Below are 26,738 nucleotides of genomic sequence, written 5' to 3'. Positions count from 1 at the left end.
CTGGGGCATGCCCGGGTACGCCGACGACATCGCCCTCGCCCACCTGCTCGCCGACGCCGCCGACGCCGTCTCGACGGCCCGGTTCCGCGCGCTCGACCTGCGGGTCGAGGCGAAACCCGACCTGACGCCGGTCTCCGACGCGGACACCGCGGTGGAGCGGGAGATCCGGGCGCTGCTGGCCGCGCACCGGCCGGGCGACGGTCTGCTGGGCGAGGAGTACGGCGAGGAGCCCGCCAGCGGCCCGGACGGCCGCCGCTGGGTGGTCGACCCGATCGACGGCACGAAGAACTTCATCCGCGGCGTGCCCGTGTGGGCCACCCTGATCGCGCTGATGGAGTCCGACCGCCCGGTCGTCGGGCTGGTCTCCGCGCCGGCGCTCGGCCGCCGCTGGTGGGGCGCGCTCGGCGAGGGCGCGTACGCGGGGCCGGACGCCGCCGGTGGCGTGCCGATCCGGGTCTCCGCGGTACGGGACCTCGCGGACGCGAGCTTCTGCTACTCGTCGCTGACGGCGTGGGAGTCCGCCGGGCGGCTGGACGCGATGCTCCAGCTCATGCGGGACACCTGGCGCAGCCGGGCGTACGGCGACTTCTACGGCTACATGCTGCTGGCCGAGGGCGCGCTGGACGTGATGGTGGAGCCGGAGCTGTCGCTGTGGGACGTCGCCGCGCTGGTGCCGATCGTCACCGAGGCGGGCGGGACGTTCACCGACCTGGCCGGCCGACCCGCCCCCTCGGGCGACGCCGGGACCGAGAGCAGCGCCGTGGCCAGCAACGGCGCGCTGCACGCCGACATCCTCGCCCGGCTGGGTCGGCCAACCGAGCACTGACCTCCGGCAGCCTCTATCCTCGCCAGGTGGTCTCCTCCGGTTGGTGCTTCCTCGCGGCCATGATCGTCGCGTACGGCGTCGCCAACCTGCTCCAGTCGGTGGCCGCCGCCCGCACCACCGTGCACCACACCTTCGACCCGGGGCTGCTGCTGCGGCTGGCGGGGCACCGCACCTATCTGGTCGGGCTCGGCTGCCAGGTGGCCGGGTTCGTGCTGGCCCTGCTCGCCCGCCGGGACCTGCCGCTGTTCCTGGTCCAGTCCAGCGTCGCCGCCGGGCTGGGGGTCACCGCCCTGCTCGGCGTGCTGGTGCTGAAGTGGCGGTTACCGGCCGCCGAGGTGGCCCTGCTGGTGCTGCTGTTCGCCGGGATCACCGCGTTGGTGCTCTCCGCCGAGCCCGCGCCCGCCAAGCCGCTCGGCACCGCCGGCATGATCGCCCTGGCGGCGACGCTCGGCGTGATCGCCGTGATCGGCTTCTTCGCCGTACGCCTGCACGGGGCGCCCGGCTCGGTGGCGCTCGGCGCGCTGGCCGGGCTGGCGTTCTCCGCCGCCGCGGTGGCCGCCCGGCCCCTCGCCTCCGCCCCGACGCCGGAGGCGTTCGTCCAGGATCCGCTGCTCTACCTGCTGATCGTCCACTCGATCGTCGGTCAGCTGCTGCTCGGCCTGGCCATGCAGCGCGGCTCGACCACGGCCGCCGTGGCGGCGATGGACGCCGCCGGGGCGGTGCCCGCCGCGATCGTCGGCCTGCTGCTGCTCAACGACAAGATCTGGCCCGGGCGGGAGTGGCTCGCCGCGGTCGGGTTCCTGGTCACCCTGGCGGCGGTCATCGGTCTCACCCGGTACGCCGAGCCTCAGCACCACCACGCGGTCGCCGGGGAACGGGACCGGGGCATGGTGGGCGCCGGAGCGCCCGGTCGCCCGCTCTGAGCCACAGGCGGAGTCGGCCGCGCCTCGTGCACCAGGTGGAACTCCAGCTGCTCCAGGTAGCGCAGGCGACCCGGGTCAGGCCGCCTCGACCGGCTTGCGGCGGGTCACCACCCGCTCGTAGAGGCGCTCCAGCGCGCCCGCCGTCCGCTCCCAGGTGTAGCTGCACCGCACCCGGTCCACGGCGGCGTGCCCGTACGCGAACCGCCCGGCGTTGTCGGCGAGCAGCCGGCGCAGCGTCACGCCCAGCGCGCGGACGTCGCCCGGCGGCACCAACCGGCCGGTGACCTCGTCGACCACCGCGTCGGCGATCCCGCCCATGGAGTAGCCGACCACCGGCACCCCGCAGGCCATCGCCTCCAGCGACACCCGGCCGGCGGAGGAGTAGTGCGGGGTGCAGGCGACCACGTCCGCCGAGCGGTACCAGGTGGCCATCTGTTCGTGCGGCACCGCGCCCACCAGCTTCACCTGGTCGGCCACCCCGCTCCGCTCGGCCAGCTCGCGCAGCCGCCGGGCCTCGGCGTGGTTGCCGAGCTGCCCGACGGGTGGGCCACCGGCGATCACCAGCTCGGCGTCGCCGACCAGGCGTATGGCCCGGATCAGGTCCTCCTGACCGTGCCCGGGCGAGAGCCCGCCGACGGAGAGGATCCGGGCCCGCTGGTCGCGGGGGGCGGCCTCGCCGTCGGGGTGGAACTGCGCGGTGTCTACGCCGGCCGGCACCATCGCCACGGAGGCGCGTTGCAGCCCCATCCGGGTCAGCTCGTCGACCTCGTCGTTGCACTGGGCGACCGCGATGTCCACCGCCCGGGTCAGCGCCCGCTCCAGCGGGATTCGCTCCCCCGGCCCGTCGTACTGCCGGCCGAGGTGACGCAGCTGCTCGACGCCGAGGGAGTGGAACGTCTGCACCACCGGGATGTCCGTCTCGCGGACCGCGTGCGCGGCGGCCAGCCCGCCGACCCAGTAGTGCCCGTGCACCACCTCGGGATGCCAGTCGCCCGTCCACCGGTCGGCCAGCCAGGCGCCGAACGCGGACACGTGCGGCACCAGTTCGGCGGTGGGCAGCGGGGCGGCCGGGCCGATCGGCACCCGCTCCACCCGGTAACCGTCGACCGTCGTCGTCTCCGGCAGACCGGGGTCGTCGCGGCGTTCGTACACCCGGACGTCGTGGCCCCGCGCGGCGAGTTCGGCGGCGACCCGGGCGATGTGCTGGTGGGTGCCGACGGTCAGGCCGTCGGTGCCCCTGGGTGGGCCGGCGTGCGCGCAGACGAGGCCGACGCGCATGGGTCACCTCCATGCGATCTTCTCAAGCGGTGGTCCTCGGTCAGAGGGTCCCATTAACCGAACCCCCGGGAGCCGAAACCTGGCAGATCGGGAAGAGCCCGGCGGGTGCTTGCGCGACGGCAACTGTTCCGGGACGCCGACAGGCCGTGCCCGGGGCCACGACTATCCGACCGGCGTCGGCCGCATGACCCCTGCCGACGGGGGTACGGGCGAAGAATGCCTCTGACCCGCAGCCTCGCCGACGCCACCGTCGTGCTCACCGGTGCCTCCAGCGGCATCGGCACGGCCACCGCGTACGCCCTCGCCCGGCGCGGCACCGCCGTGGTGCTGGCCGCCCGCAGCGAAACGGCGCTGGAGGAGGTCGCCGTACGGTGCCGGGAGCTGGGCGGACGGGCGCTGGTGGTGCCGACCGACGTGACCGACCCGGCGGCCGTCGAGCGGCTCGCCGCCCGCGCGGTCGCCGAGTTCGGCCGGATCGACGGCTGGATCAACAACGCCGCGGTCGGCGCGGTCGGGCTCTTCGACGAGATCCCGGTGGAGGAGTTCCGCCGGGTGCTGGAGGTGAACCTGCTCGGCGCCGCGTACGGCATCCGGGCCGCCCTGCCCCAGCTGAGCGCGGCGGGTGGCGGGGTACTGATCAACAACGCCTCGGTGCTGGCCGAGGTGGCGATGCCCTACCAGTCGGCGTACAACGCCGCGAAGCACGGCATCCGCGGGCTGGCCGACACGGTCCGTCAGGAGATGCGGGTCACCGGGCGGGGCGACATCTCCATCTGCACGGTGCTGCCGGCCACCATCGACACCCCGTTCTTCCGGCACGCCGCCAACCACAGCGGCCGGGAGCTGGTGCCGCCACCCCCGGTCTACCCGCCGGAGGTGGTGGCCGAGACGATCGTCCGGCTGCTGCGCCGCCCGAGACGCGAGGCGTACGCCGGCGGGGCCGCCCGGCTGATCGGCCTCCAGTGGCGGCTCGCCCCGGCGTTCGCCGAGCGGGTCCTCGGCTGGTACACGCACCGCACCCAGTTCGGGCCCGCCCCACGGCCCGAGAGCACCGGCAACGTCTTCCACCCCGACGCGGCGGCGCGGCGCGAGGGCGGCTGGCACGGCCGGCGGCGGCACCTGGTGCGGATGACCGCCGCCTTCGGGCTGGCGGCGGCGGGGACGGCCGTCGGGACGGTGGCGGCGATGACCCGCCGCGCGCGAACGGACCGCTGATGTCGGCGGCGGAGCGGTCGGGTGCGCGGTCGGGGCCGACGGTGCACAATGAGGCGATCATGGCGACCGACGCGCGCTGCCGGGTGGATGCGGACGAGACATCCGGGGTGCTCCGGCTGACCGGGACACTCGACCGCTCCGGTGTCGACGTGGTGCGCGACGGCCTGCTCGCCCGGTTCTGCGGCCAGCCCGGCCCGGTGGTCGCCGACCTCACCGCCCTGCGGGTGGCGGATCCGGCGGCCCGGGACGTCTTCGCCGAGGTGCACCGGGAGGTGCGCGACTGGCCCGCCGCCGACCTGCTGCTCTGCGATCCGACCGGCGACGTCGAGGGGGTGCCGGCCTGGCCGACCCTGGCCGGGGCGCTGGCCGGGCTGGCCGCCGCGCCGCCGGCCGCGGTGGTCGAGACCTACCTTCCCCCCGTCGTCGGGGCGGCCCGGCAGGCACGGCAGCTCGTCACGGAGGGGTGCGGGCGTTGGGGCCTGTCCGAGTTGACCGAGCCGGCCTGCATCGCGGTCACCGAGATGGTGAACAACGTGGTCGCCCACGCGCACACCGGAATGACGGTCCGCCTGGCCCCCCGCGACGGCGCGCTGCACCTGGCGGTACGCGACCACTCGCCGCGGCAGCCGGCGTTCACCGGGCACGCGCCGCTGGACACCGCGGGCGGGCGCGGGCTGCTGCTGATCAACACCGTCGCCCGCAGCTGGGGCAGCAGCCGGGTGCCGGACGGCAAGGTCGTCTGGTGCGTGCTGCACGCCGACGACGAGACCCCCGCCCCGCACGGCTGACCGCCGCACCGATTCCTGCCCCGCCGTCCCCCGACGTGCCGCTTCCGCCCGGATGGCCACGGGCGGCACCGGTTATGCCGGGAGGGCAGTGGGTAGTGATCAGCCATGCGCGACGACGAGTACCCGACCCCCGTGTCCGACCCCGAGGCGGAGGGCCTGCCCGACACCGCCGACGACGACTCGACCGCCAACGACGACGTCCTGACCGGGCGCGAGGCGGACGGCCCGGACCCCGCCCAGCTGCCGGGCGACCGGACGCCGGTCGCGGTGGACCGGTACGGGAACACCGCCGAGGAGCAGCTGGACGGCGAGTCGCTGGACTACAAGCTCGACCGGGAGCAGCACGAACGCCCGGCCGACGACCCGCTCGCCGGCCCCGTCGACCCGGACATCGCCGCCGAGGCCGACAGCGAGGAGGCGGCGGCGCAGGCCCAGCTCGACGCGGACGTGCTCGACCCCGGCCCCACCTCCGACCCGGACTCGCCGGTGTCCCTCTACGACCACGGCAAGCTCGGTGGCGTCAGCGACGGCCAGGTCGGCCGGCTCGTCGAACCGGACGAGGGGGCGCACACCGACCAGGAGACCGACTCGGTGGCGTACGACGCCGGTTCGGCCGGCGGCGGCGCGAGCGCCGAGGAGCTGGCCATCCACGAGACGCGTCCGCCGCACTCGGTCTGAGCCGGCCCGGGGGCCGTCGGGGAACCCTTCGGGGGCGGTTCCCCGGCGGCCCTCAGTCGTCGAGGCCCCGCTCGATCGCGTACCGGGTCAGCTCGACCCGGTTGTGCAGCTGGAGCTTGCCGAGCGTGTTCTGCACGTGGTTCTGCACGGTGCGGTGGGCCAACCCGAGCCGCTCGGCGATCTGCTTGTAGGACATCCCCTTGGCGACCAGGCGCAGCACCTCGGTCTCCCGGTCGGTGAGCCGGGGTGCCGGGCCGGCGCCGCGGGCGTCGGGTCCGGCGGCGTGGTCGGCGCCGCCCGGGTCGGCCGCGAGCCGGCGGTACTCGCCGAGGACGAGCCCGGCCAGGCCGGGCGTGAAGACCGGCTCCCCCGCCGCCGTCCGGCGCACCGCCTCCAGGAACTCCGCCGGGGCGGCCGACTTGACCAGGTAGCCGGTGGCGCCCGCCTTCACCGCGTCGAGCACGCTCTGCTGCTCGCCGCTGGCCGAGAGCATCAGCACCCGCACCTCCGGCAGCACGGCGCGCAATCCGCGGACCACCTCCACTCCCGAGACGTCCGGCAGTTGCAGGTCGAGGACCACCACGTCCGGCCGGGCGGCGGCGGCGACCCGCAGCGCCTGCCGGCCCTCCCCGCTGGCGGCGACGACGACGTGGCCGGCCTCGGTGAGGTCCCGGGCCACCCCCTCCCGCCACATCGGGTGGTCGTCCACCACCATCACCCGTACGCCTGTCACGGCTGTGCCTCCCTCGTTCGCGACTGCGGGGCTCGCAAACCCGGCTCACTCCTCGCGCTCACGGGCCCTCCCGCGAAACGGTCAGTTCCAGCTCGGTGCCGACGCCCGGCGCCGAGGTGATCCGCACCGTACCGCCGAGGTCGGCGAGGCGGCCCCGGATCGACCGGGCGACACCGAGCCGACCCTCGGCGGCGGCCTCCTCCAGCCGGCCGTCCGGAAAACCCGGACCCTCGTCGCGGATCGACACGGTCACCGTCGCCCCCTCGTCCTCGACGAGCACCCAGGCCCGCCCGTCCGTGTGCCGGGCCACGTTGTCGAGGGCGGCGGCGGTCGCGGCGGCCAGCTCGTGGGCGACCCGCCCGGGCAGGGGCACCGGGGTGGCCGGCGCGGACAGCGAGACCGTCGCCGAGGCGTACCGGCCGAGCAGCCCACGCAGATCCACGGACCCGCCGTGCGCGGCGGACCCGACCGGCGCGGCGCCGCCGATCAGGGCGCGCAGCGCGGCCTCCTGCTCCCCGGCGAGCCGGGCCAGTTCCCCGGCCTCGCCGTCCAGGTGGGCGCCGCGCCGCTGCACCAGCGCGAGCACCTGGAGCACGGAGTCGTGGATGTCCCGGGCCAGCCGCTCCCGCTCCCGGGTGGCGGCCTCCAGCTCCACCGCCCGGTGCAGCCGCTCCTCGGCGGTCACCGCCAGCCGGGCGACGTGCCCGACGACCACGCCGGCGAGCAGCAGCAGGATCGCCCCGGTGAGCGACGACTGGCCGATCCGTTCGCGGGTGGCGAGGTCCGCCGCGCCGAGCACCAGCGCGGCGACCGTGCCCCGGCGCCGGCCGCCGGAGACCGCCCAGGCCAGCACCGGTCCGGCCAGCCAGGCCACCGCGAGGCTGGGCACGCCGGCGGCGAGCGCCGTCCGCCCGATCACCCACGGGGTGGCCAGCATGATGCCGACGACGACCCCCAGGTCCGCCAGGAGCAGCGGCCAGCCCCGGCGGGCCGGGTCGGCGTAGCCGACGGCGGTCACGCCGGTCCAGGCCGCCATCAGCAGGACCAGGCCGCCGGCCGCGAGCGGGTGGGCGTACCGGTCGGCGTCCCGGAGCGCCAGCACGCAGACGTACGCCAGGGAGGCCACCCGGAACACGGCGATGGCCCGCCAGAGCGGGACCTCGAAACCACCGGGCGGCGTCGACACGCCCGTCACGATGCCACAACCGTCAGGACGGCCCCGTGGGCCGCCGGATGCGCTCGGAGAAACCCTGACGTACGGTGGAAAAGCCGCGAAACATCCACGATCCGCTGTCGGGACGGGGCCATGACGAATGCGGAACCCGGAGCACAGCGTACGGTTGTGCCCATCGAACCTTCCCTCCTCATCGCCGAGGCCTTCGACCAGGCCCAGGTGACCGAGCTTCGCCACTCGGTCACCTCCTGCGCGCACGCGGCGGGGCTGAGCGGGCAGCGCCTGGACGACTTCGTGCTCGCGGTCAACGAGCTGATCACCAACGCGGTCCGGCACGGCGGCGGCCGGGGCTGGCTGCGGCTGTGGCGGCAGTCGGGCCACCTGTTCTGCGAGGTCGCCGACCACGGGCAGGGAATCAGCACGCAGCGGCTGGGCGACCGGAGCCGCCCCGCCGCCGACACCGCCGGCGGGTGGGGCCTCTGGCTGGCCCGGGAACTGAGCGACAGCATGGACGTGGAGACCGGCGCGCGCGGCACGACGGTCCGCATCAGCGCCGCCGCCGTGGCCCCCCAGCACACCGGCCGCCACCGCCGCGACTGACCCCCGCGCCGACGGTACGTGGGGGCCTGGCGCCCGGGGCCGGTCAGGCGAAGAGGGCGCTGACCGATTCGCCGTTGTGGATCCGGCGCATCGCCTCGGCCAGGGCCGGTGCCACGGACAGGATCTCCAGCTTCGGCACCCGCTTGTCGGCGGGGATCGGCACGGTGTTGGTGCAGACGATCTCGAGCACGCCCTCCTGCTCGCTCAGCCGCCGCAACGCGCCGCTGGAGAAGAGGCCGTGCGTGCAGGCCAGCCGGATCGAGCGGACCCTCAGCTCGCGCAGGTGCTCCATCAGCTCGATCACCGTGCTGCCCTTGGCGATCTCGTCGTCCAGCACGATCACGTCCCGGTCGGTCACGTCGCCGATCACCGCGCTGATCTTGACCCGGTCGTCGCTGAACCGCTGCTTCGCCCCGGCGGCCACCGGGGTGCCGAGCCGCCGGGCGAACGCCGCCGCCTCCTTGGCGTTGCCGAGGTCCGGCGAGACCACCACCGTGTTGCTCAGGTCGTAGCGGGTGAAGTGGTCGGCCAGCTCGCGCAGCGCGTGCAGGTGGTCGACCGGCACGCTGAAGAAGCCGTGCACCTGGGGCGAGTGCAGGGTCATCGCCAGCACCCGGTCCGCGCCCGCCGAGGTGAGCAGGTCGGCGACGAGCCGCCCGCCGATCGAGATGCGCGGCGCGTCCTTCTTGTCGGACCGGGCGTACGCGTAGTGCGGCAGCACCACGGTGATCCGGCCGGCCGACGCGCCCCGGGCCGCGTCGATCATGAGCAGCAGCTCGACCAGGTTCTCCTGCACGGGCGGCACCAACGGCTGGATCAGGAAGACGTCCCGCTCCCGGCAGTTGGCCTGCAACTGCACTTCCAGGCAGTCGTTGGCGAACCGGGAGACCCGCACCGGGTGCAGCGGCACATCGAGGTGGGCACAGATCTCGGCGGCGAGTTCGGGATGGGCGGTACCACTGAAGACGGCGATGTCACGCACGTCCGCACATCGTACGGACGGGAACGGGACCCGTTCCCCGCCGGGGCCCGCCGCCGGCCGGCGAAGAGCGGCCGGGCCGGGTACGGTGCTGCCGTGACCCCCCAGTACGTCGCCGCCATCGACCAGGGCACCACCTCCTCGCGGTGCATCGTCTTCGACCGGGCCGGGGAGATCGTCTCCGTGGCCCAGCGGGAGCACCGGCAGATCTTCCCCCGGCCGGGCTGGGTGGAACACGACGCCGAGGAGATCTGGGACAACGTCCAGCGGGTGGTCCGGGAGGCCTTGCACGCCGCCGGCACCGACGCCGCCGGGCTCGCCGCCGTGGGCATCACCAACCAGCGGGAGACCACGCTCGTCTGGGACCGGGCCACCGGCCGGCCGGTGGCCAACGCCGTCGTCTGGCAGGACACCCGCACCGCGCCGCTGCTGCGCGAGCTGGATCAGGCGTACGGCGAGGAGCGGTTCCGCTCCCGCACCGGGCTGCCGCTGGCCACCTACTTCGCCGGGCCGAAGCTGCGGTGGCTGCTGGAGCACGTCGACGGGCTGCGCGGGCGCGCCGAGGCCGGCGAGGTGCTCTTCGGCACGATGGACAGCTGGCTGGTCTGGAAGCTGACCGGCCGGCACGTCACCGACGTCACCAACGCCAGCCGCACCCTGCTGATGGACCTGACCACCCTCGACTGGGACCCGGAGCTGCTCGACGCGATGGGGGTGCCGGCCGCGATGCTGCCGGAGATCCGCAGCTCCGCCGAGGTCTACGGGGAGGCCACCGGCGTCCTGGCCGGGGTGCCGGTCGCCAGCGCGCTCGGCGACCAGCAGGCCGCCCTGTTCGGGCAGACCTGCTTCCAGCCGGGCGAGGCCAAGTGCACCTACGGCACCGGCAGCTTCCTGCTGCTCAACACCGGCGCCAGCCCGGTCCCCTCCACCCACGGCCTGCTCACCACGGTCGCCTACCGCATCCACGGCCAGCCCGCCGCGTACGCGCTGGAGGGGGCGATCGCGGTCACCGGCTCGCTGGTGCAGTGGCTGCGCGACAACCTCGGGCTGATCTCCAGCGCGCCCGAGGTGGAGGAGCTGGCCCGCACCGTCGACGACAACGGCGGCTGCTACGTCGTGCCGGCCTTCTCCGGGCTGTTCGCCCCGCACTGGCGCAGCGACGCGCGCGGGGTGATCGCCGGGCTGACCGGTTACATCACCAAGGGGCACCTGGCCCGGGCGGCGCTGGAGGCGTCCGCCTGGCAGACCCGCGAGGTGGTCGACGCGATGAACGCCGACTCCGACGTGGCGCTGCGCCGGCTGCGGGTCGACGGCGGGATGACGGCCAACGTGCTGCTGATGCAGTTCCTCGCCGACGTGCTCGACGTGCCGGTGGTCCGGTCCCGGATCACCGAGACCACCTGCCTCGGCGCGGCGTACGCGGCCGGCCTGGCGGTCGGCTTCTGGCCGGACCTGGCGACATTGCGCGCCCAGTGGCGCTCCGACGCGCAGTGGGAGTCGACGATGGAACCGGCGCACCGGGAGCGGGAGCTGCGCAACTGGCGCAAGGCCGTCCAGCGGACCCTCGACTGGGTGGACTGACCGCCGCCCCGCACTGACCGCCGCGCCGCCCGGCCGACCGCGAACCGCCCCGCCGGGCGCCACGACCCGGCCGGGGTGTGCGGGGCCGCCCTCTGTGTCTCCGCCGCCGCGTCGTCGCACCCCCGGGTGTGGCGGCCCCGGGGTCAGTCCCAGCGGTTGCCGGTGAGCTTCTCGTAGACGTCGACGTAGCGGGCCCGGGTCGCCTCGACCACCTCGGCCGGCACCTCGGGCGCCGGGGCCTGCTTGTCCCAGCCGCTCTCCACCGCCCAGTCCCGGACGTACTGCTTGTCGTAGGAGAACTGCGCCCGGCCCGGCTGGTACGACTCCGCCGGCCAGAACCGCGACGAGTCGGAGGTGAGCAGCTCGTCGCCGACGGTCAGCGTGCCGTCCGGCGCCCAGCCCAGCTCGATCTTGGTGTCGGCGATCAGGATGCCCCGGTCGGCGGCCAGCTCGGCGCCCCGGCGGTAGACGTCGAGCGTGATCCGGCGCAGCCGCTCGGCGGTCTCGGCGCCGACCTTGTCCACCACCTCGGCGAAGGTGATCGGCTCGTCGTGCTCACCCACCGGCGCCTTGGTCGACGGGGTGAAGATCGGCTCGGGCAGGATGGACGCCTCGACCAGCCCGCGCGGCAGCTCGACGCCGGAGACCGCGCCGGTGCGCTGGTACTCCTTCAGGCCGCCGCCGGTCAGGTAGCCCCGGGCGACGCACTCCACCGCGACCATCTCCAGCCGCCGGCAGCGGATCGCCCGACCGGCGAACTCCGCCGGCACGTCGGTGGCGGAGATGACGTGGTTCGGCACCAGGTCGGCCAGCTGCTCGAACCACCACAGCGAGAGCGCGGTGAGCAGCTTGCCCTTGTCGGGGATCGGCGTCGGCAGCACCACGTCGTAGATCGAGATGCGGTCGGAGGCGACCAGGATCAGGTCCTCGCCGTCGGCGTAGACGTCCCTGACCTTGCCCGAGTGCAGAAGTTCCACGCGCCCTAGTACACCATGCGGGCCGCGTACGGCCTCCGCCGGTGGCTGCGGGCATCGATGCGTACGCCTGGGGTGTGCTGGTGTGGCCGGACGTACGTTGACACCCTTCCGCGCGCCTGCGTGAATGATCCGGCCGCCCACCCCACCGGTCCGCCAGGAGTTCTTCGTGCCCGTCGCCCGATCCCCGCTGTCCCGCGCCGGAGCGGACCCGGGCCGGCGTCGGGTGCTCGCCGCGATGCTGGGCGCGCCGGTGCTCGCGACCGGCGGGCTCACCGGGTGCACCGAGGGCCGCGCGGCCCCGGTGGAGACCGGACCGGTCGAGCTGTCGGTGTTCTGGTACGGCGGGGCGAAGCGGGCCGAACTCACCGAACGGGTGCTGCGGCTCTACACCGACCGCAATCCCCGCGTCGGTTTCCGGGTCACCTGGCAGGGCGCCGGCGGCTACTACGACCGGCTGGCCACCCAGGCCGCGGGCGGCAACGTGCCCGACCTGATCCAGCTCGACGACAGCATGCTCACCGAGTACGCCCGCCGCGAGATCGTCCTGGACCTCAGTGGGTACGTCGCCGACCACCGCCTCGACCTGCGCACCCTGCCCCCCGGCCTGGTCCGCTACGGGCAGGTCGACGGCCGTACGGTCGGCGTCGCCGCGGCACAGACCGCCGCCGCCGTGGTCTACGACCGCACGCTGCTGCGCCGGCTGCGGCTGCCCGAGCCGAGCACGGGAATGTCCTGGACGGAGTACGTCGCCTGGGCGCGGCGGGTCACCCGGGTGAGCGAGGGCCGGGTGGCCGGCACGATGGACCCGTCCGGCGACTCCCGGGCCTTCTGGCTCTGGCTGCGCGGCCAGGGCGGCGAGTTCTACCGCGGTCGACAGCTCGGCTTCGACGCCGACGCGTTGATCGAGTGGTTCGAGCTGTGGCGGCGGGCCCGGTCCGGCCGGGCGACCCCGAGCGCCGCCCTGGTGGAGCAGGCCGACGGCGGCGAGCCGACCCGGCAGCTCGTGGTCACCGGCGCCACGGCCGCCTCGTTCGCCTGGTCGCACCAGTTGCCGGAACTCCAGCGCCTCACCGACGCCGAACTCGGCCTGGCCGCCATGCCGGGTCCCCCGGAGGCGCAGTGGCACCGGGCGTCGATGTACTGGGCGGCCTTCCGGGGCACCCGGCACCCCGCCCTGGTCGCGGACGTGATCAACTTCCTGACCGGCAACGGCGAGGCGGGGAGCGTGCTCGGTCACGAGCGTGGGCTCAGCCCCAGCCTCGCCGTACGCAGCTACGTCGAGGGCAGCATCACCGATCCGGCGCAGCGGCGCGCGGCGGCCCTCGGCACCGCACTGGCCGCCCGGCTGGGACCCGCGCCCAGCCCACCGCCGCAGGGCCACTCCCGGGTACGGGCGCTGCTGCTGGAGGCCGCCGAGGGCATACGCGGCGGCGAAACCGGCCCCCGGGCGGCGACGGCCCGCTTCATGGCCCAGGCGAACGCGGCGCTGGCCGGCTAGGGCCGGTCACCGCGAGGCTGCCCCGACAGGAATGCCGGTCGGATGCTCCGCCTCGACCGAGGCGGGCCACCGTCACGCAGGCGCCCCACCTCAGCGCGGCGGGGCCACCGTCGCGCTGGCGGGCCACCGTCGCGCTGGCGGCCGCGTCAGCGCGGCGGGCCGCCCCGGCGGTTGCGCATCATGCGCATCAGGAGGAAGACGACGCCGGCGACCACGACCAGGCAGCAGAGCAGGCCGATGAAGCCGAAGCCGCCACCGCGTCGCCGCCGTGCGGCCTCCACCACGAGCTCACCCGTACCGGTGGACGCCCAGGCCGCGACGGGCACGAACACCGACAACACGACCGCACCGAGGACGGCGGTGAACCGGCCCCACCACTTACCGAAAACAGACATGCCCACATCTTCGCCGACAACCGCAACCTCGGCACGTCGGTCGACGAGGAACCCGCGCCGCGCCCAGGCGCGCCCGGAGCGTTCCTCCGGCCAGCCCAGGCCTGGAGCCGTTCGCCGGCCGGTCCGCCCCCGGCGCCGTTCCACCAGCCGGCCTGCGCCCGGCGCCGCGAGCACCTGGAGCACGGAGTCCTGGATGTCCCGGGCCAGCCGCTCCCGCCGGCCGGCCGGCCCGCCCCGGCACCGTTCCACCGGCCGGTCCGCGTCCGGGCGCACGTCGACGGGGGCATCGACCGGCGCAACACGTCGACGCCGGAGGCCGAGATGCGGAGAGGCCCCGGAGACAATCTCCGGGGCCTCTCCGACGTGGTAGCGGGGACAGGATTTGAACCTGCGACCTCTGGGTTATGAGCCCAGCGAGCTACCGAGCTGCTCCACCCCGCGTCGGCTCGTTAACTCTAGCGCACTCAGCGCCAGAATGATCAGCGGACCCCCGATCCCACAGTGAATCCCGCCCTGACCAGCGTAAACCTGCACCGGAGGCCGGCGCGAGGCACCCGACCTCGGCACCGACGCCCCAGCCCGGCTCCCGCCGCGTCCGACCGCGGGGGCCGTGATGAAACATCTCGGTCCGCTTCCGAGCTACCTCCTTTGGCGCTAGTGCGTCGCCTTCTCTCGCGCGAGCGCCTGGTGATCAGGACGTCATGGACCTTATCCAGGCTTTTTAGGGTCCATGACGTCCTGATCACCCGTTCGCTGGACCGGCGCTCGTGGTTGTGGCGGTGGATGCGCCGTGCCCCAGACGTCCACCCGTGTCAGCGATCAGACGGAGTGACCGGCGTCACGCGATCCGTCCGGCTACAACACAACCCAGCGGCAGGCGGCCAGAGACCGGGAGCCAGCACCCGGAGCCGGAACCAGAAACCAGGCACCAGGAGCCGGGAACCAGAACCAGAACCAGAACCAGAACCAGGCGGAGGATCGTCGGGCAGTGGGTGGCCCGGAAATGCGGAACGGCCCCGGATTGAAGTCCGGGGCCGTTCCGATGTGGTAGCGGGGACAGGATTTGAACCTGCGACCTCTGGGTTATGAGCCCAGCGAGCTACCGAGCTGCTCCACCCCGCGTCGGTTCGTATACCGTATCCCACCGACCCCCGTCGCCGCAAAACGACCCCGGGGACGGCCACCCGGGCCCGCGTCCCGCCGGCCGGACGGGTTCGGGGTCCGGCGGGCCCGGGCGAGCGTACGCCTCAGCGCAGCCAACCCTTGATCGCGTCCACCGCCCGCCGGCTGTCGGCGTCGACCTGCGACCGCGTCGAGGAGGTGCCCTCCCAGCCCTGTTCCCAGAGCACGGTCACCACGTCGCCGACCCGGATCGCCCGGACCAGCCGGACCTCGTCGCCGCCCGCGGGGTTGCCGTCGACGTCCCGGGCCGGCGTGCGGATCTCGAACAGCACCGACCCGTCCCCGAAGCCGTCGTCGGCCAGCAGCCGCGGTCGGGAGGTCGACGCGTTGCCGCCGCCCACCCCGGGTTGCGCGGGGCAGTCCCGGACCGCCGCCCGCAGCTCGCGGAGGAAGTCGTCGGCCCGGCCCGGCCGGTAGAGGGTGACGGTGTGTGTGTAGCTGCCGTCCGGGACGTACCCCAGCGGGGTCTGCGGCAGCTTGTATGCCAGGTTGCGGGTGCGGCGCTGCACGATCCCGGCGTCGCGCTGCGGTAGCGGGCGTCGCAGAGCGCCGGCAGCGCGTCGGTGTCCCGGAAGACCGGTTCCATGCCCGTCCGGTTCGCGGCCGCCTGGACGAAGAACGCCCGGTCCGGGACGTTGCCGGGCGCCCGGGGCGGCGCGGCGCCGGTGCGTCCCGGCGTGGCCGCCGGCGTACGCGTAGTCGGCGGGGCGGACGCGGTCCGTGAGGCCGGTACGGTCGCCGGCGGCGGGGCGGCGGCGGGCGGCGGCAGGGGGTCGCGCTCCTCGGCGAGCACCAGCCCGGTGCCGGTTGCCAGCCCGCCGACCAGGGCGTACGCCTCCTGCACCAGGTCCTGTGCCTCGGTGTGGTCACCGGCCACGGCGTAGCCGTAGCGGAGCATCCGTCGGGAGGTGCTCCGGTAGAACTCGTCGAAGCTCGTCGCGTCTCTCATGTCTCCGACCCACGCTCCCCGGTCGAACCCGCATCTTGCAGGAGAGACGGCGCCACGGGGTGGCGGGTTGCGGGCGCCCGGCCGGTGGTCGCGAACGCGACAGCGCCCCCGGCGTCGGGACCGGATCGGTCCGTCGGCCGGGGGCGCCGCGAGGGTGGTGCGGGTCAGCCGCCCGGGGTGGGTGTGGCGCTGCCGCCCGGTGCCGGGGAGACCGGGGCGCTGGCGCCGGGCGTCGGAGAGGCCGGGGTGGCACCGGTGGCGGCCCGCTGGGCCTGCTGGAAGGCGGTGAGCGCCTCGTCGAGCGCCTTCAACGCGCGCCCGTACCGCTCGAAGTCGCCCGAGGTCTGCGCGGCCCGAACCTCCGCGATGGCGGTCTGGACGCGGTTCGCCGCCTCGGCCAGCTCGCCGGTCAGCGGAGGTGCGGTCCCACCCGGCGGCGTGCCCCCGGCCGGCGGCGGGGTACCACCGGCGGGCGGCGGGGCACCCGGGGCGGCGGCCTGCTTGCCCTGCTCGACGAGCTGCTTGATGCCGTCGGCCACGTTGTTGGCCAGCACTACGTAGGAGCCGCCGTCGCCGTAGGACATCAGCACCCGCTGCAACAGCGGCGGCGCGTTCTGCGCGGCGGTCTTCACGTAGACCGGCTCGATGTAGAGCATGCCGTCGCCGAACGGCAGGGAGAGCAGGTTGCCGTACTGCACCTGGGCCTGCTGGGACTGGAGCAGGTTGAGCTGCTGCCGGATGTTCGCGTTGTTGGTCATCGACTGGTGCACCTGCACCGGGCCGGAGACCCGCGTCTGGTCGGGCAGGTCGAGCACCTCCAGCCTCGGCTGCCCGTCCACGTACGACCCGGAGATCAGCGCGGCGAGGTTCTCCCGGCCGTTGGGGGTGACCGCCGAGGTGAGCTGGAAGCGTGCCGACTCCTGGCCGGGGAACTGCGTGTAGAGGTAGTAGGGCGGCTGCTTCTGGCCGGTGTCGGGGGCGTCCGGCACGTTCGGCACCTGCCAGAAGTCCGTCTCCGAGTAGAAGGCGCCGGGATCGGTCACGTGGAACCGGGTCAGCAGGTTGCGCTGCACCTTGAACAGGTCGGCCGGGTAGCGGAAGTGCTCGGCCAGCTCGGCCGGGATCTCCGACTTCGGCACCACCAGGTCACCGCCGAACGCCTTGTTCCACGCCTTGAGCACCGGGTCGGTCTCGTCGAACTCGTAGAGCCGGACCGTGCCGTCGTACGCGTCGACGGTGGCCTTCACGGAGTTGCGGATGTAGTTGACGTTCTCGCGGGCGAGCTGGAAGGTGCCCCGCCCGGTCAGCTCGTCGGCCGTCTGCTCCTGGAGGTTGACGCGCTCGGCGTACGGGTAGGTCGCCGCCGTGGTGTAGCCGTCGATGATCCACTGGATCCGGCCGTCCACCACCGCCGGGTACGGGTCGCCGTCGAGGGTGAGGAACGGGGCGACCTTCTCCACCCGGTCGCGGGGGTTACGCACGTAGAGCAGCTTCGAGTTGTCGTTGACCGCGTCGGAGAGCAGGAAGTTCGACTCCTGCTCCTTGATCGCGTAGAGCAGCCGCCGGGTGAACGAGCCGATCTCGACGCCACCCTCACCGGTGTAGGTGTAGGACTCGCCGCCCTCGCCGACCGGGCGGTCGAACTCCGCCTTCCGCGCCGGGTCGGTCTGGCCGACGATCGCGTAGTCGCTGGCGTCCATCCGCTCGCCGTAGTAGACGCGGGGCTGCTTCGCCGCGATCTGCTCGGTCTGCGAGGCGCACTGCTCGGTCGTCTGCTGGCCCTGCTCCTTCTGCTGCTCCTGCGGGTCGCCGAGGAAGCCGGAGACGAAGAAGGGCTGCCCGCCGCAGACCACCCGGTTGCCGGGCGCCGCCACGAGCCCGTAGCCGTGGGTGTAGACGGTGTGCCGGTTGATCCAGGTGTTCTGCTGGGGGGTCAGCTGCCGGTAGTTGACCTCGCGGAGGCCCACCACGTAGTCCTGCACCTTGCCGTTGACCCCGTAGCGGTCGACGTCCAGCTTCTCGCCGAAGTCGTAGAACTGCCGGACCTGCTGGCGCTGGGTGTACGTCTCGGAGACCAGTTGCGGGTCGAGCAGCCGGATGTTCGGCACCACGGAGGTGTCCGTGGCGAGGGTCGCCGGGGGCGTCAGGTTGCTCGCCGCGTACGGCGTGGTGGTGGCCGCCTCCAGGCCGAACGCCGAGCGGGTGGCCTTGATGCTCCGCTCGATGTACGGCGCCTCCTTCTCCTTCGCGCTGGGCTTGACCTCGAAGGTCTGCACCGCCCAGGGGTAGATGCCGCCGATGGCGACGGCGGAGACGCCCAGCAGGGCGAGCGAGATGCCCGGCCAGACCAGGTTCCGCATCCAGGCGTTGGAGAAGACGATGATCGCGATCGCCACGACGATGGAGATGTAGGCGAGGATCTCCTTGGCCGGCAGCAGCGCGTTGACGTCGGCGTAGCCGGCGCCGTAGACGGGGCCGTTGCCGTACTCCAGCAGCATCGCGCGCCGGTCCAGCACGTACGCGAGCGCCTTCAGCAGGACGAAGACCGCGACGAGCGTGCTCAGGTGGGCCCGGGCGGCGTTGGTCATCCGGTCGCCGACGCCCTGGAGGCGGACGCCGCCGAAGACGTAGTGCACGGCGAGCGCGCCGATCACGGACAGCACCACCGCGGTGAAGCCCACCCCGAGCAGGTAGCGCAGGAACGGCAACTGGAAGACGTAGAAGCCGACGTCGATGCCGAACTCCGGGTCCTTCACGCCGAAGTCCCCGCCGTTGCGGAAGAGCAGCCACTGGTTCCACCGGCTCTGCGCCGACAGCCCGGCGAAGAGGCCGACCACGGCGGCGACCAGCGCGATCCACAGGCCGAGCCGGGGGCTCAGCAGCATCCGGTAACGCTCCAGGGTGGCCTGCTCCGGCGAGTGCGGGCGCATCCGGGGACGCAGCCGCTGGGCCAGCCAGAGGTTGCCGCCGACGAACAACGCCATGCCCAGGCCGACGACGAAGAAGAGCAGCAGCCGGGTCGTCAGCACCCCCGTGAAGACCCCGGTGTAGCGGACCTCGTCGAACCACAGCCAGTCCGTCCACGCCTGGACACCCCAGCCGAGCAGGGTGAAGAGCACGAACACCCCGACCAGGACACCGATCGTGACGCGTCCGCGTCGGCTCATCCTCGGCAGGGGGCTGCTGCTCTTCATGACCACTGTTGGCTCCGCACGCTCGATGTGATCGGCTCCGACCAGGCACCCAGAGTACGGGGTGTTCCTGAACGTGTCGGTCCAAGGTCACACGGCGTCGCGCCGCGCGGCGGAAGCGTCGACGGACGGGCGGCCGGTGCGGGCCCGCCACGTACGCCGGGAACGCCCGCGCCCGTGGTCAGCAGCGAGTCGGCTGACCCCCGGCGCGCAGCGTCTCCAGCGTGGTCAGTGCCTCGTCCAGCGAGCCGACCTTCAGCAGCGGCAGCCCGGGCTGCGGGTTGCGTACGGCCTCGGCGCAGTTCGCCGCCGGCACCAGGAACGCCACCGCGCCGGCCTCCTTCGCGCCCACCAGCTTCTGGGCGATGCCGCCGATCGGGCCGACCCGGCCGGAGTCGTCGATCGTGCCGGTGCCGGCGATGACCTTGCCGCCGGTCAGGTCCTCCGGGGTCAGCTTGTCCACGATGCCGAGGGCGAACATCAGGCCGGCGCTCGGCCCGCCGATGTCCTCCAGGTCGATGCTCAGGGTGAACGGGTGCGGCTGCTGCTGCTCGATCTCGACGCCGACGCGGGGCCGCCCGTCCTGCTCCCGGCTGGTGACCTTCGCCGTCGCGGCGGCGCCTTCGCGGGTGTAGCCGATCTCCAACGCGGTCCCGGCCGGCTTCGCCCTGATCAGCTCCGTGAGGCGCGCGGCCAACGGGACCGGCTCCCCGTCGACCGAGGTCAGCACGTCGCCGGGCTTGAGCACGCCGGCCGCCGGGCCGTCCGCGGCGACGGTCTTGACCACCACCTGCACCGGGTATCCCAACTCGCGCAGCGCCGCGGTCTCCGCGCTGGTCTGCGAGACCTTGAAGTCCTCCGCGTTGCGCTCCTCGACCTCCTTGCGGGTCTCCCCGGGCGGGTACACCAGCTCGCGCGGCACCACCGCCTCGTCGTCGGAGAACCAGCCCTGGATCGCCGAGCGCAGCTTGACCGAGGGCTGCACCCCGACCGTGGTCAGCCGGAGCTGGCCGGCGGAGGTGGACGTCTCCCGGCCGGTGACCTGGATGACCTCCTTGCCGTTCTCCTTGCCGAGCGTGTTGACGGTCGGCCCCGGGCCGAGCACCACGTACGGGATGGGCGCGCCGAGCACGCCGATGCTGAGCAGAGCGGTGAGCAGAGCACCGAGCAGGACGGTCACGCCGCGACGTCTCATGCGGCAGAGCGTACCGACCGGGATCGGGGCCTCCGGCGGGTGAATCGCGACTTCGCCCTCAGCGCAACGCCAGCGGCAGCTACCTGGGGCGCGGCGCGCGTACCGTAGACGTCGTGCCTGATATTCCGTTCGGTTTCGCGCTCCCGGGTGGGCAACCACCAGACCCCAACGATCCCGCGCAGATGCAGCAGTTCATGTCGCAGTTGCAGCACCTGCTCTCCGCGTCGGGCAGCGGGCCGGTCAACTGGGACCTGGCCCGGCAGGTGGCCGCCAGCCAACTCGCCGCCGCGGGCGACCCGGCGGTGTCGCCCTTCGAGCGCAACGCGGTGGAGGAGGCGTTGCGGCTCGCCGACCTCTGGCTGGAGCCGGCCTCCGCCCTGCCCTCGGGCATCCAGACCTCGCTGGCCTGGAACCGCAACGAGTGGATCTACAAGACGCTCGACGTCTGGCGCAAGCTCTGCGACCCGGTCGCCAGCCGGATGGTCGGCGCGATGGGCGACCTGGTGCCGCCGGAGGCGCGCGCCCAGCTCGGCCCGATGCAGTCGATGGTCGCCACCCTCGGCGGCGCGCTCTTCGGCGGTCAGCTCGGCCAGGCGCTCGGCTCGCTCGCCGCGGAGGTGCTCTCCGCCGGCGACATCGGGCTGCCGCTGGGCCCGGCCGGCACGGCCGCGCTGATCCCGGCCAACATCCGGGCGTACGGCGAGGGCCTGGAGCTGCCCGAGGACGAGGTGCGCCTCTACGTCGCCCTGCGTGAGGCCGCCCACCAGCGGCTCTTCCAGCACGTGCCATGGCTGCGCGGGCACGTGCTCAACGCCGTGGAGATGTACGCCGCCGGCATCCGGGTCAACCGGGAGGCGATCGAGGAGGCGATGGGCCGGGTCGACCCGACCGACCCGGAGTCGATGCAGGCCATCGCGCTGGAGGGCATCTTCACGCCGGAGGACAGCCCGGCGCAGAAGGCGTCGCTGGCCCGGCTCGAGACCGCCCTGGCCCTGGTCGAGGGCTGGGTGTGCCACGTGGTCGACAGCGCGGCGAGCGGCCGGCTGCCCAACGTGGTGAGCCTCGGCGAGGCGTTCCGCCGCCGCCGGGCCGCCGGTGGCCCGGCCGAGCAGACCTTCGCGGCGCTGGTCGGCCTGGAGCTGCGTCCGCGCCGGCTGCGCGAGGCGGCGGCCCTCTGGGCGGCGCTGACCGAGCACCGGGGCATCTCCGGCCGGGACGCCCTGTGGGGCCACCCCGACCTGCTCCCCTCCGACGACGACTTCGCCGACCCGGTCGCCTTCGCGATGTCCGAGTGGGACCTCGGCGAGTTGGAGAGCTTCGACTTCAGCGCGCCGGGCGGCCCGGAGGAGAAGGCCCCCGGCGAGCCGGAGCAGCGGCGCCCGGACGACGAGCCCGAGGACGGCGACGCCCGCCCCTGACCTGCCCAAGGACGGCGACGCCCGCCCTGACCTGCCCGACGGCGGAGGCCGCTCGACCCGCCCGGGTCGGGCGGCCCCTGCCGGCGATCGACGGGTCGTGGCCGGGTGCCCGGCCAGGTCCCGGTCGGCGCGGGTTGCTTCCGGTGCGCGGTCGGCCGCCACGACCGGGTCGCCGTCGGCCACGACCGGGTCGCCGTCGACGTCGCGGGCGGACCGCCGGGTTGGCCGTCCGCAGCTCAGCGGGGCTGTGCGGTGCCGGAAAGCAGGGCGCGCGTGGTCTCCCAGCCTTCCACCGCCGGGTCGAGGAAGGCCAGGTCGTCCGGCCCACGCAGGCGTCGCCAGGCCGGGGTCACCGCCAGGTCGCCGGGTCGCGGCGCCGCCGCGCGCACGGCCGCGGGCCGCGCGGTGTCCAGGTCCAGCGCCGGCAGCCACGTCGGTACGGGCAGCCGCGTTGCCACGCCGAGCAGCCCCGGTCCACCGCCCTCGACCGGGGCGACCGCGACCGGCCGGGTGGTGAGCGGGCGCAGCAGCTTGCCGATGGTCAGGCCCGGCACGTCCGGCGCGTCGCCGGCGATCACGGCCACCTGGTCGTAGCCGGTGTCGGCGAGGGCGGCGAAGACGGCGTTCGGGGTCGCCTCGGGAACCTCGTACACGGCCGTGTCCGGCCAGACCACCGCGTCGGCCAGCCCCCGGTCCGCCGGGGTGACGGCGACGGCCGTCTCCACCTCGTTGAGCGTGGCGAGCAGGTCGACCACGTCCTCGGCGAGCGCGGCCCGCCAGTCCACCGGGTCGGTACCGGGCGGCGCCCAGGTCACCGGTCCGAGCAACGCCACCACCACACGTCGGGCCACCCCACGACCCTAACCGGACGAGCCACGGGCCACGAGCGACGGGCGCGGGGAGGCGGCGTCGAGATCTTGGTAGGAACGGGCCCCTGGATGGGCCGTTTCCTACCAAGATCTTGCCAACGGCGCCGGCAGCGCCGGCAGGAGGTGGCGAGGGGTCAGTCCGTCAGCGGGGTGCCGGAGGCCGCCGCGACGCCCTCCAGGTAGCCGCGCGCCCGCTCGGACTTCGGGTAGCGCGCGACGAGGGCCCAGAACCGGGCGTTGTGGCTGGGCACGATGAGGTGCGCGAGCTCGTGCATGAGCACGTAGTCGATGACCCAGTCGGGCATGTCCCGGACGCGGTGCGAGATGCGGATCGTGCCGTCGTCGGGGGTGCAGGACCCCCACCGGCCGTTCTGGTTGGTGACCCAGCGGACGCTCGTCGGTACGGCCTGCGTGCCGTGTTCGGCGAGGTAGAGCTTGATCAGGCGGGTGGCCCGGGCGAGCAGCTCGGCGTCGGACCGGGCGAGGCGCCCCTCCCGGGCGGCGAGCCGGGCGAGCATCCGGTCGACCCACTCGCTCTCCTCGGCCCGGGAGAACTGGTCCGGGATGAGGACGACGACCCGTTCACCGTCGCGGTACGCGGACACCGTGCGTCGCCGACGCTGGCTGCGCCGCACCTCGACGACCGGCTTCCGCACCCCTGCCATCAGCGGGCCGCGCAGCCTCGGATTCCTGTCACGAAGGAAAGCTAATGCGTACTGACCAGGGGTCCGCAAGGGTCAACACCCCGACACTCGCCCGGAAAATGGTGATTGGTCGGGAGGAGTCCCAAAAAATCTTTGCCGGGTCACGACGATTCGTCGCCGTCACCCTTCGTGGCGGCCGTCCGAGGGTGCGGAGGGCGTGGCACCGGTGGCCTCCGTCGGATGCGGCTGGGCGTCCCCTCCACGTTAGGTGATCTCCGTGGCGGGCGCAGCTCGGGGTGCCCCGCACGGGGCATCTGACCGGATTCGGTCGGCGTGTCCCCGCCAAACTGACTTATCCGACGTAATTCGCCATGCACACTCTCGACGTCGACTTGCTCACAGTGACGAAGCACAGCTGACATGGAACCGCCCACACCTGGGTAGGGTCCGCGGACCAGCGGTCACGAGCGTGGCCGTGGGAGAACGACCCCAGCGCCGGTGCCCGAGTGGCCCGCCGCCGGGAACCCCCGCCGGGACGGCATCGGCCGGCGGACGAGACGAGGAGGGCACCGTGGCCGACCAGGCCCAGACCTACAACGGTTACTGCGTCAAGTGCAAGGAGAAGCGGGATTTCGAGGGCCGCGTCGAGGTCTCGAAGACCGGGATGAACATGGCCAAGGGCAAGTGTCCGGTCTGCGGCACAACAGTGAACCGCATCCTGGGCAAGGCGAAGGTCTGACCCGCACGGATGCGTCGGAGGGGGCGGCCGTCGGCCGCCCCCTCCGGCATCACCACACCTGATCCGCCGGCGTACCCGGTCGTGCACTGTCGGCTCGCCGACATGGTTACCGGCAAGTTGTGGATATCCCGGAATTTCCTGTGGACAGCCCTGGACAGGGCACCGCGCACCTGTGGACAACGATCGACGGTGAGCACGGACACGGTCACGATCGGTGTCATGCGCCGTGCCACGCTGCCCCGTCCCACCCTGCTGCCGGGCCTCACCAGACTCTGGCGGGACCGCCACACTCTCCAACTCGGCGTCGAGCCGGGCCGCGCCGTGCTACTAGAGATCGCCGATCCCCGGGCCGCCCGCCTGCTCGACCTGCTCGACGGCACCCGCAGCGAACGGCTGGTCCTGGCGCACGCCGTCGCCGCCGAGGTGGCCCCCGACGAGGCCCGCGCCCTGCTCGACGCCCTGCGGGCCGCGGGCCTGGTCGTACCCGCGCACACCCTGCTGCCGAAGGACCTGGCCGGCCCACCCCGGGCCCGGCTCACCGCCGAGGCGGGGGCGCTCGCCCTGGCCGCGGCGCGGCTGCCCGGCACGCCCGCCCAGGTGCTGCGCCGGCGGCTGGCCGCCCGGGTGGTGGTCAGCGGCGCCGGCCGCCTCGGCGCCCCGGTCGCCCTGGCGCTGGCCCAGGCCGGGGTGGGGCACGTGCACCCGGACCTGGCCGGCCCGGTGCGGCCGGCGGACCTGGTCGGCACGGGCATTCCGGCCGCCGCGCTCGGCCGTCCGCTCGCCCGGGCGGTACGCGACGCCGTCGAGCGGGCCGCCCCCGGCACGGGCACGGGCCCTCTGCGGCGGGGCCGGGTCGACCTGGTCGTCCAGCTCGGCACGGACCGGCCGGCCGCCCTGCTCGCCGCCGGTCACGCCCAGCGCCGCCAGCCGCACCTGCTGCTCGGCCTCCGGGAGGGCGTGCCCGTGGTCGGCCCGCTCGTCCGCCCGCCCGCCGGTCCCTGCCTGAACTGCCTCGACCTGCACCGGGCGGACCGGGACCCGGACTGGCCGGCGCTGGCCGCCCAGCTCGCCACGGGCGCCGGCGAGCAGGCGTGCGCCACCGCGACCCTGCTAGCGGCCGGGGCGTACGCGGCGGCCGAGGCGCTGGCCCAACTCGACGGGGGCACCCCGGAGACCCTGGGCTGCGCGGTGGAGATCACCGGGGCGGGGCGGTTCCGCCGCCGGATGTGGCCGCCGCACCCCTCCTGCGGATGTTCGCGACGACGCCGGTGACGCCCCCGAAGGCGGGGACGGGCACCCAGCCCGGCGGCAGAGCAGCCGTGGGCCCCCGGAGTCGGTAACAATGGCCGGGTGACCGACATCCCGCGCCGGGCCGTGTCCCGGACCGCCAAGCTCGCCGCTCTGCCGCTCGGCTTCGCCGGTCGGACCGTCCTCGGCATGGGTAAGCGCGTCACGGGGCTCGCCTCCGACGTCATCTCCGCGGAGATCCAGCAACGCACCGCCGAGCAGCTCTTCAGCGTGTTGGGGCAGCTCAAGGGCGGTGCGATGAAGTTCGGCCAGGCGCTGTCGGTCTTCGAGGCCGCCCTGCCCGAGGAGATCGCCGCCCCCTACCGGCAGGCCCTCACCAAGCTCCAGGAAGCGGCGCCGCCGCTGCCGGCGGCCAGCGTGCACAAGGTGCTCGCCGAGCAGCTCGGCCCGGAGTGGCGGGACCGGTTCGTGGAGTTCGACGACACCCCCGCCGCCGCGGCCAGCATCGGCCAGGTGCACCGGGCGGTGTGGCGGGAGCCGGGCTACGGGCCTTCCGGCGCGCCGCAGTCCCGCGACGTGGCTGTCAAGATCCAATATCCGGGTGCCGGCGACGCCCTGCTCGCCGACCTCAAGCAGCTCTCCCGCCTCGGTGGGATGTTCCGGGCGATCCAGCCCGGGCTGGACGTCAAGCCGCTCCTGGCGGAGCTGCGGGAACGGATCACCGAGGAACTCGACTACGAGTTGGAGGCCGAGTCGCAGCGCGCCTTCGCCGCCGCGTACGCGGACGATCCGGAGATCCACATCCCGGCGGTGGTCTCGGCGTCGCCCCGGGTCCTGGTCACCGAGTGGGTGGAGGGCACCCCGCTGGCGGAGATCATCCGCGAGGGCACGGAGGAGCAGCGCGACGAGGCCGGCCGGCTGATGGCCATCCTGCACCTGTCCGCGCCGCAGCGGGCCGGGCTGCTGCACGCCGACCCGCACCCGGGCAACTTCCGGCTGCTGGCGGACGGCCGGCTCGGCGTGATCGACTTCGGCGCGGTGGCCCGGATGCCGGAGGGCACGCCCGAGCCGATCGGCCGCATCGCCGCGCTGGCGCTGCGGGGCGACGCCGACGAGGTGGTGGCGGGCCTGCGCTCGGAGGGCTTCATCGGCCCCACCGAGGAGATCGACGCCGAGGCGGTGCTCGACTTCCTGCGTCCGATGCTGGAGCCCATCGCCGCCGAGGAGTTCCGGTTCACCCGGGCCTGGCTGCGCACGGAGGCGACCCGGTTGGCCAGCCCCCGCTCCCCCGCGTACCAGTTGAGCCGGCAGCTCAACCTGCCGCCGTCGTACCTGCTCATCCACCGGGTGACGCTCGGCTCGATCGGCGTGCTCTGCCAGCTGGAGGCGAAGGCGCCCTACCGGGGCATCCTGGAGCGCTGGCTGCCCGGTTTCGCCCCGTCGGCCGGGCGGCCCCCGGCGGGCGGCTGAGCGGCCCGGCCGGCGGCTGGGTCGACTGAGCGGCCGACCGGCCGGCGCGCGGTGGCGCGGTGGCGCGGTGGCGCGGTGGCGCGGTGGCGCGGAACGCGTCGAGGGGCGGGGGCCGGGAAACGGCCCCCCCCCCCCGACCAAAGGGGGGGGGCGAGAGAAACCCCCCGGGGCGCGCCGCGCGGGTGGGG

Annotated in this window: 23 protein-coding genes, 2 tRNA genes and 2 pseudogenes; 13 read left to right on the top strand and 14 right to left on the bottom strand. The window is 74.1% G+C overall.

Annotation, left to right across the window (positions count from 1 at the left end; all coding sequences use genetic code 11):
• Positions 1-7 precede the first annotated feature (7 nt).
• Positions 8-826 (top strand): histidinol-phosphatase, encoded by an 819-nt coding sequence (hisN, locus tag ACLQ22_RS24660; RefSeq protein WP_425694409.1) that lies wholly within the window; start codon positions 8-10, stop codon positions 824-826.
• A gap of 59 nt (positions 827-885) precedes the next feature.
• A pseudogene (locus ACLQ22_RS24655) lies at positions 886-1,870 on the top strand (hypothetical protein).
• Here ACLQ22_RS24655 and ACLQ22_RS24650 read toward each other — a convergent pair.
• Positions 1,825-3,027 carry a glycosyltransferase gene (locus ACLQ22_RS24650; protein WP_425694408.1) on the bottom strand — a complete coding sequence of 401 codons (1,203 nt, stop codon included), beginning with the start codon at positions 3,025-3,027 and terminating at the stop codon, positions 1,825-1,827. The pseudogene ACLQ22_RS24655 and the gene ACLQ22_RS24650 overlap by 46 nt on opposite strands.
• 216 nt (positions 3,028-3,243) lie before the next feature.
• Here ACLQ22_RS24650 and ACLQ22_RS24645 point away from each other — a divergent pair, with 216 nt between their 5' ends.
• From ACLQ22_RS24645 to ACLQ22_RS24635, 3 genes are all read left to right on the top strand, one after another.
• Positions 3,244-4,242 (top strand): SDR family oxidoreductase, encoded by a 999-nt coding sequence (locus ACLQ22_RS24645; protein ID WP_425694407.1) that lies wholly within the window; start codon positions 3,244-3,246, stop codon positions 4,240-4,242.
• 59 nt (positions 4,243-4,301) lie between these two features.
• Positions 4,302-5,030 (top strand): ATP-binding protein, encoded by a 729-nt coding sequence (locus ACLQ22_RS24640; RefSeq protein WP_425694406.1) that lies wholly within the window; start codon positions 4,302-4,304, stop codon positions 5,028-5,030.
• Positions 5,031-5,135: 105 nt separating this feature from the next.
• Positions 5,136-5,708, top strand: coding sequence for a DUF5709 domain-containing protein (locus tag ACLQ22_RS24635; protein ID WP_425694405.1), 573 nt, complete (start codon positions 5,136-5,138; stop codon positions 5,706-5,708).
• A 52-nt stretch (positions 5,709-5,760) separates the two neighbouring features.
• On the opposite strand, the gene ACLQ22_RS24630 is transcribed toward ACLQ22_RS24635, so the two are convergent.
• The gene (locus ACLQ22_RS24630) at positions 5,761-6,423 is read right to left on the bottom strand and encodes a response regulator (protein WP_425694514.1); all 663 of its coding nucleotides are present in this window, start codon (positions 6,421-6,423) and stop codon (positions 5,761-5,763) included.
• 76 nt (positions 6,424-6,499) lie between these two features.
• On the bottom strand, positions 6,500-7,627 hold the full coding sequence (gene macS, locus ACLQ22_RS24625) for a MacS family sensor histidine kinase (protein ID WP_425694404.1): 1,128 nt from the start codon (positions 7,625-7,627) through the stop codon (positions 6,500-6,502).
• Between the two features lie 120 nt (positions 7,628-7,747).
• Here macS and ACLQ22_RS24620 point away from each other — a divergent pair, with 120 nt between their 5' ends.
• Positions 7,748-8,215, top strand: a complete 468-nt coding sequence (locus tag ACLQ22_RS24620; RefSeq protein WP_425694403.1) for an ATP-binding protein — start codon at positions 7,748-7,750, stop codon at positions 8,213-8,215.
• A gap of 43 nt (positions 8,216-8,258) precedes the next feature.
• Here ACLQ22_RS24620 and ACLQ22_RS24615 read toward each other — a convergent pair whose 3' ends face one another.
• A complete protein-coding gene (locus ACLQ22_RS24615; RefSeq protein WP_425694402.1) occupies positions 8,259-9,197 on the bottom strand; it encodes a ribose-phosphate diphosphokinase in 939 nt (312 codons plus the stop codon).
• A 93-nt stretch (positions 9,198-9,290) separates the two neighbouring features.
• Between ACLQ22_RS24615 and glpK the strand changes: the two genes are divergently transcribed.
• Complete coding sequence (gene glpK, locus ACLQ22_RS24610; RefSeq protein WP_425694401.1) at positions 9,291-10,775, top strand: glycerol kinase GlpK; 1,485 nt, start codon at positions 9,291-9,293, stop codon at positions 10,773-10,775.
• 143 nt (positions 10,776-10,918) lie between these two features.
• Here the strand turns inward: glpK and ACLQ22_RS24605 are convergent, their stop codons facing one another.
• Entirely contained in the window at positions 10,919-11,752 is an 834-nt protein-coding gene (locus tag ACLQ22_RS24605) for a phosphoribosylaminoimidazolesuccinocarboxamide synthase (RefSeq protein ID WP_366639462.1), read from the bottom strand.
• A 166-nt stretch (positions 11,753-11,918) separates the two neighbouring features.
• On the opposite strand from ACLQ22_RS24605, the gene ACLQ22_RS24600 reads away from it, so the two are divergent.
• Positions 11,919-13,250, top strand: a complete 1,332-nt coding sequence (locus ACLQ22_RS24600; RefSeq protein WP_425694400.1) for an ABC transporter substrate-binding protein — start codon at positions 11,919-11,921, stop codon at positions 13,248-13,250.
• 146 nt (positions 13,251-13,396) lie between these two features.
• Here the strand turns inward: ACLQ22_RS24600 and ACLQ22_RS24595 are convergent, their stop codons facing one another.
• The 4 genes from ACLQ22_RS24595 to ACLQ22_RS24580 all read right to left on the bottom strand — a co-directional run bounded on the left by ACLQ22_RS24595 (position 13,397) and on the right by ACLQ22_RS24580 (position 15,336).
• Positions 13,397-13,645 carry a hypothetical protein gene (locus ACLQ22_RS24595; RefSeq protein WP_425694399.1) on the bottom strand — a complete coding sequence of 83 codons (249 nt, stop codon included), beginning with the start codon at positions 13,643-13,645 and terminating at the stop codon, positions 13,397-13,399.
• Between the two features lie 364 nt (positions 13,646-14,009).
• Positions 14,010-14,086: transfer RNA gene (locus tag ACLQ22_RS24590), tRNA-Met, on the bottom strand.
• Between the two features lie 604 nt (positions 14,087-14,690).
• Positions 14,691-14,767: transfer RNA gene (locus tag ACLQ22_RS24585), tRNA-Met, on the bottom strand.
• 125 nt (positions 14,768-14,892) lie between these two features.
• Positions 14,893-15,336 (bottom strand): hypothetical protein, encoded by a 444-nt coding sequence (locus ACLQ22_RS24580; protein ID WP_425694531.1) that lies wholly within the window; start codon positions 15,334-15,336, stop codon positions 14,893-14,895.
• A 75-nt stretch (positions 15,337-15,411) separates the two neighbouring features.
• Between ACLQ22_RS24580 and ACLQ22_RS24575 the strand changes: the two genes are divergently transcribed.
• Positions 15,412-15,711 carry a hypothetical protein gene (locus tag ACLQ22_RS24575; RefSeq protein ID WP_425694530.1) on the top strand — a complete coding sequence of 100 codons (300 nt, stop codon included), beginning with the start codon at positions 15,412-15,414 and terminating at the stop codon, positions 15,709-15,711.
• On the opposite strand, the pseudogene ACLQ22_RS24570 reads toward ACLQ22_RS24575, so the two are convergent.
• The 3 genes and pseudogenes from ACLQ22_RS24570 to ACLQ22_RS24560 all read right to left on the bottom strand — a co-directional run.
• Positions 15,654-15,776: pseudogene (locus tag ACLQ22_RS24570) on the bottom strand (SigE family RNA polymerase sigma factor); the annotation flags it as partial. The gene ACLQ22_RS24575 and the pseudogene ACLQ22_RS24570 overlap by 58 nt on opposite strands.
• Before the next feature lie 164 nt (positions 15,777-15,940).
• Positions 15,941-18,970, bottom strand: a complete 3,030-nt coding sequence (locus ACLQ22_RS24565) for a UPF0182 family protein (RefSeq protein ID WP_425694398.1) — start codon at positions 18,968-18,970, stop codon at positions 15,941-15,943.
• A gap of 178 nt (positions 18,971-19,148) precedes the next feature.
• Complete coding sequence (locus tag ACLQ22_RS24560) at positions 19,149-20,162, bottom strand: YlbL family protein (RefSeq protein ID WP_425694397.1); 1,014 nt, start codon at positions 20,160-20,162, stop codon at positions 19,149-19,151.
• 182 nt (positions 20,163-20,344) lie between these two features.
• On the opposite strand from ACLQ22_RS24560, the gene ACLQ22_RS24555 reads away from it, so the two are divergent.
• On the top strand, positions 20,345-21,580 hold the full coding sequence (locus tag ACLQ22_RS24555) for a zinc-dependent metalloprotease (protein WP_425694396.1): 1,236 nt from the start codon (positions 20,345-20,347) through the stop codon (positions 21,578-21,580).
• Between the two features lie 236 nt (positions 21,581-21,816).
• Here ACLQ22_RS24555 and ACLQ22_RS24550 read toward each other — a convergent pair whose 3' ends face one another.
• The gene (locus tag ACLQ22_RS24550) at positions 21,817-22,431 is read right to left on the bottom strand and encodes a hypothetical protein (protein ID WP_425694395.1); all 615 of its coding nucleotides are present in this window, start codon (positions 22,429-22,431) and stop codon (positions 21,817-21,819) included.
• A gap of 152 nt (positions 22,432-22,583) precedes the next feature.
• Positions 22,584-23,114, bottom strand: a complete 531-nt coding sequence (locus tag ACLQ22_RS24545) for a M48 metallopeptidase family protein (protein ID WP_416605970.1) — start codon at positions 23,112-23,114, stop codon at positions 22,584-22,586.
• 550 nt (positions 23,115-23,664) lie between these two features.
• Between ACLQ22_RS24545 and ACLQ22_RS24540 the strand changes: the two genes are divergently transcribed.
• The 3 genes from ACLQ22_RS24540 to ACLQ22_RS24530 all read left to right on the top strand — a co-directional run bounded on the left by ACLQ22_RS24540 (position 23,665) and on the right by ACLQ22_RS24530 (position 26,550).
• Positions 23,665-23,832 (top strand): DUF5679 domain-containing protein, encoded by a 168-nt coding sequence (locus ACLQ22_RS24540; RefSeq protein ID WP_012014940.1) that lies wholly within the window; start codon positions 23,665-23,667, stop codon positions 23,830-23,832.
• A 219-nt stretch (positions 23,833-24,051) separates the two neighbouring features.
• Positions 24,052-25,104, top strand: a complete 1,053-nt coding sequence (locus ACLQ22_RS24535) for a TOMM precursor leader peptide-binding protein (protein WP_425694513.1) — start codon at positions 24,052-24,054, stop codon at positions 25,102-25,104.
• Positions 25,105-25,182: 78 nt separating this feature from the next.
• Positions 25,183-26,550, top strand: a complete 1,368-nt coding sequence (locus ACLQ22_RS24530) for an ABC1 kinase family protein (RefSeq protein WP_425694394.1) — start codon at positions 25,183-25,185, stop codon at positions 26,548-26,550.
• Positions 26,551-26,738: the final 188 nt, after the last annotated feature.

This window comes from Micromonospora sp. DT178, assembly GCF_049841695.1.
Lineage (GTDB): Bacteria > Actinomycetota > Actinomycetes > Mycobacteriales > Micromonosporaceae > Micromonospora.
The sequence above is the reverse complement of the archived record's forward strand: the minus strand, read 5'-3'. Positions and strand labels throughout refer to the sequence as shown.

Excerpts from the sequence above, each read along its gene's own strand:
- ACLQ22_RS24575 (WP_425694530.1), top strand. The coding sequence starts at position 15,412 with ATGCCCGTCCGGTTCGCGGCCGCCTGGACGAAGAACGCCCGGTCCGGG.
- ACLQ22_RS24535 (WP_425694513.1), top strand. The coding sequence starts at position 24,052 with ATGCGCCGTGCCACGCTGCCCCGTCCCACCCTGCTGCCGGGCCTCACC.
- ACLQ22_RS24555 (WP_425694396.1), top strand. The coding sequence starts at position 20,345 with ATGCAGCAGTTCATGTCGCAGTTGCAGCACCTGCTCTCCGCGTCGGGC.
- ACLQ22_RS24565 (WP_425694398.1), bottom strand. The coding sequence starts at position 18,970 with ATGAAGAGCAGCAGCCCCCTGCCGAGGATGAGCCGACGCGGACGCGTC.
- hisN (WP_425694409.1), top strand. The coding sequence starts at position 8 with ATGCCCGGGTACGCCGACGACATCGCCCTCGCCCACCTGCTCGCCGAC.
- ACLQ22_RS24545 (WP_416605970.1), bottom strand. The coding sequence starts at position 23,114 with ATGGCAGGGGTGCGGAAGCCGGTCGTCGAGGTGCGGCGCAGCCAGCGT.
- ACLQ22_RS24650 (WP_425694408.1), bottom strand. The coding sequence starts at position 3,027 with ATGCGCGTCGGCCTCGTCTGCGCGCACGCCGGCCCACCCAGGGGCACC.
- ACLQ22_RS24645 (WP_425694407.1), top strand. The coding sequence starts at position 3,244 with ATGCCTCTGACCCGCAGCCTCGCCGACGCCACCGTCGTGCTCACCGGT.
- ACLQ22_RS24630 (WP_425694514.1), bottom strand. The coding sequence starts at position 6,423 with ATGGTGGTGGACGACCACCCGATGTGGCGGGAGGGGGTGGCCCGGGAC.
- ACLQ22_RS24595 (WP_425694399.1), bottom strand. The coding sequence starts at position 13,645 with ATGTCTGTTTTCGGTAAGTGGTGGGGCCGGTTCACCGCCGTCCTCGGT.
- ACLQ22_RS24620 (WP_425694403.1), top strand. The coding sequence starts at position 7,748 with ATGACGAATGCGGAACCCGGAGCACAGCGTACGGTTGTGCCCATCGAA.
- ACLQ22_RS24640 (WP_425694406.1), top strand. The coding sequence starts at position 4,302 with ATGGCGACCGACGCGCGCTGCCGGGTGGATGCGGACGAGACATCCGGG.
- ACLQ22_RS24635 (WP_425694405.1), top strand. The coding sequence starts at position 5,136 with ATGCGCGACGACGAGTACCCGACCCCCGTGTCCGACCCCGAGGCGGAG.
- ACLQ22_RS24560 (WP_425694397.1), bottom strand. The coding sequence starts at position 20,162 with ATGAGACGTCGCGGCGTGACCGTCCTGCTCGGTGCTCTGCTCACCGCT.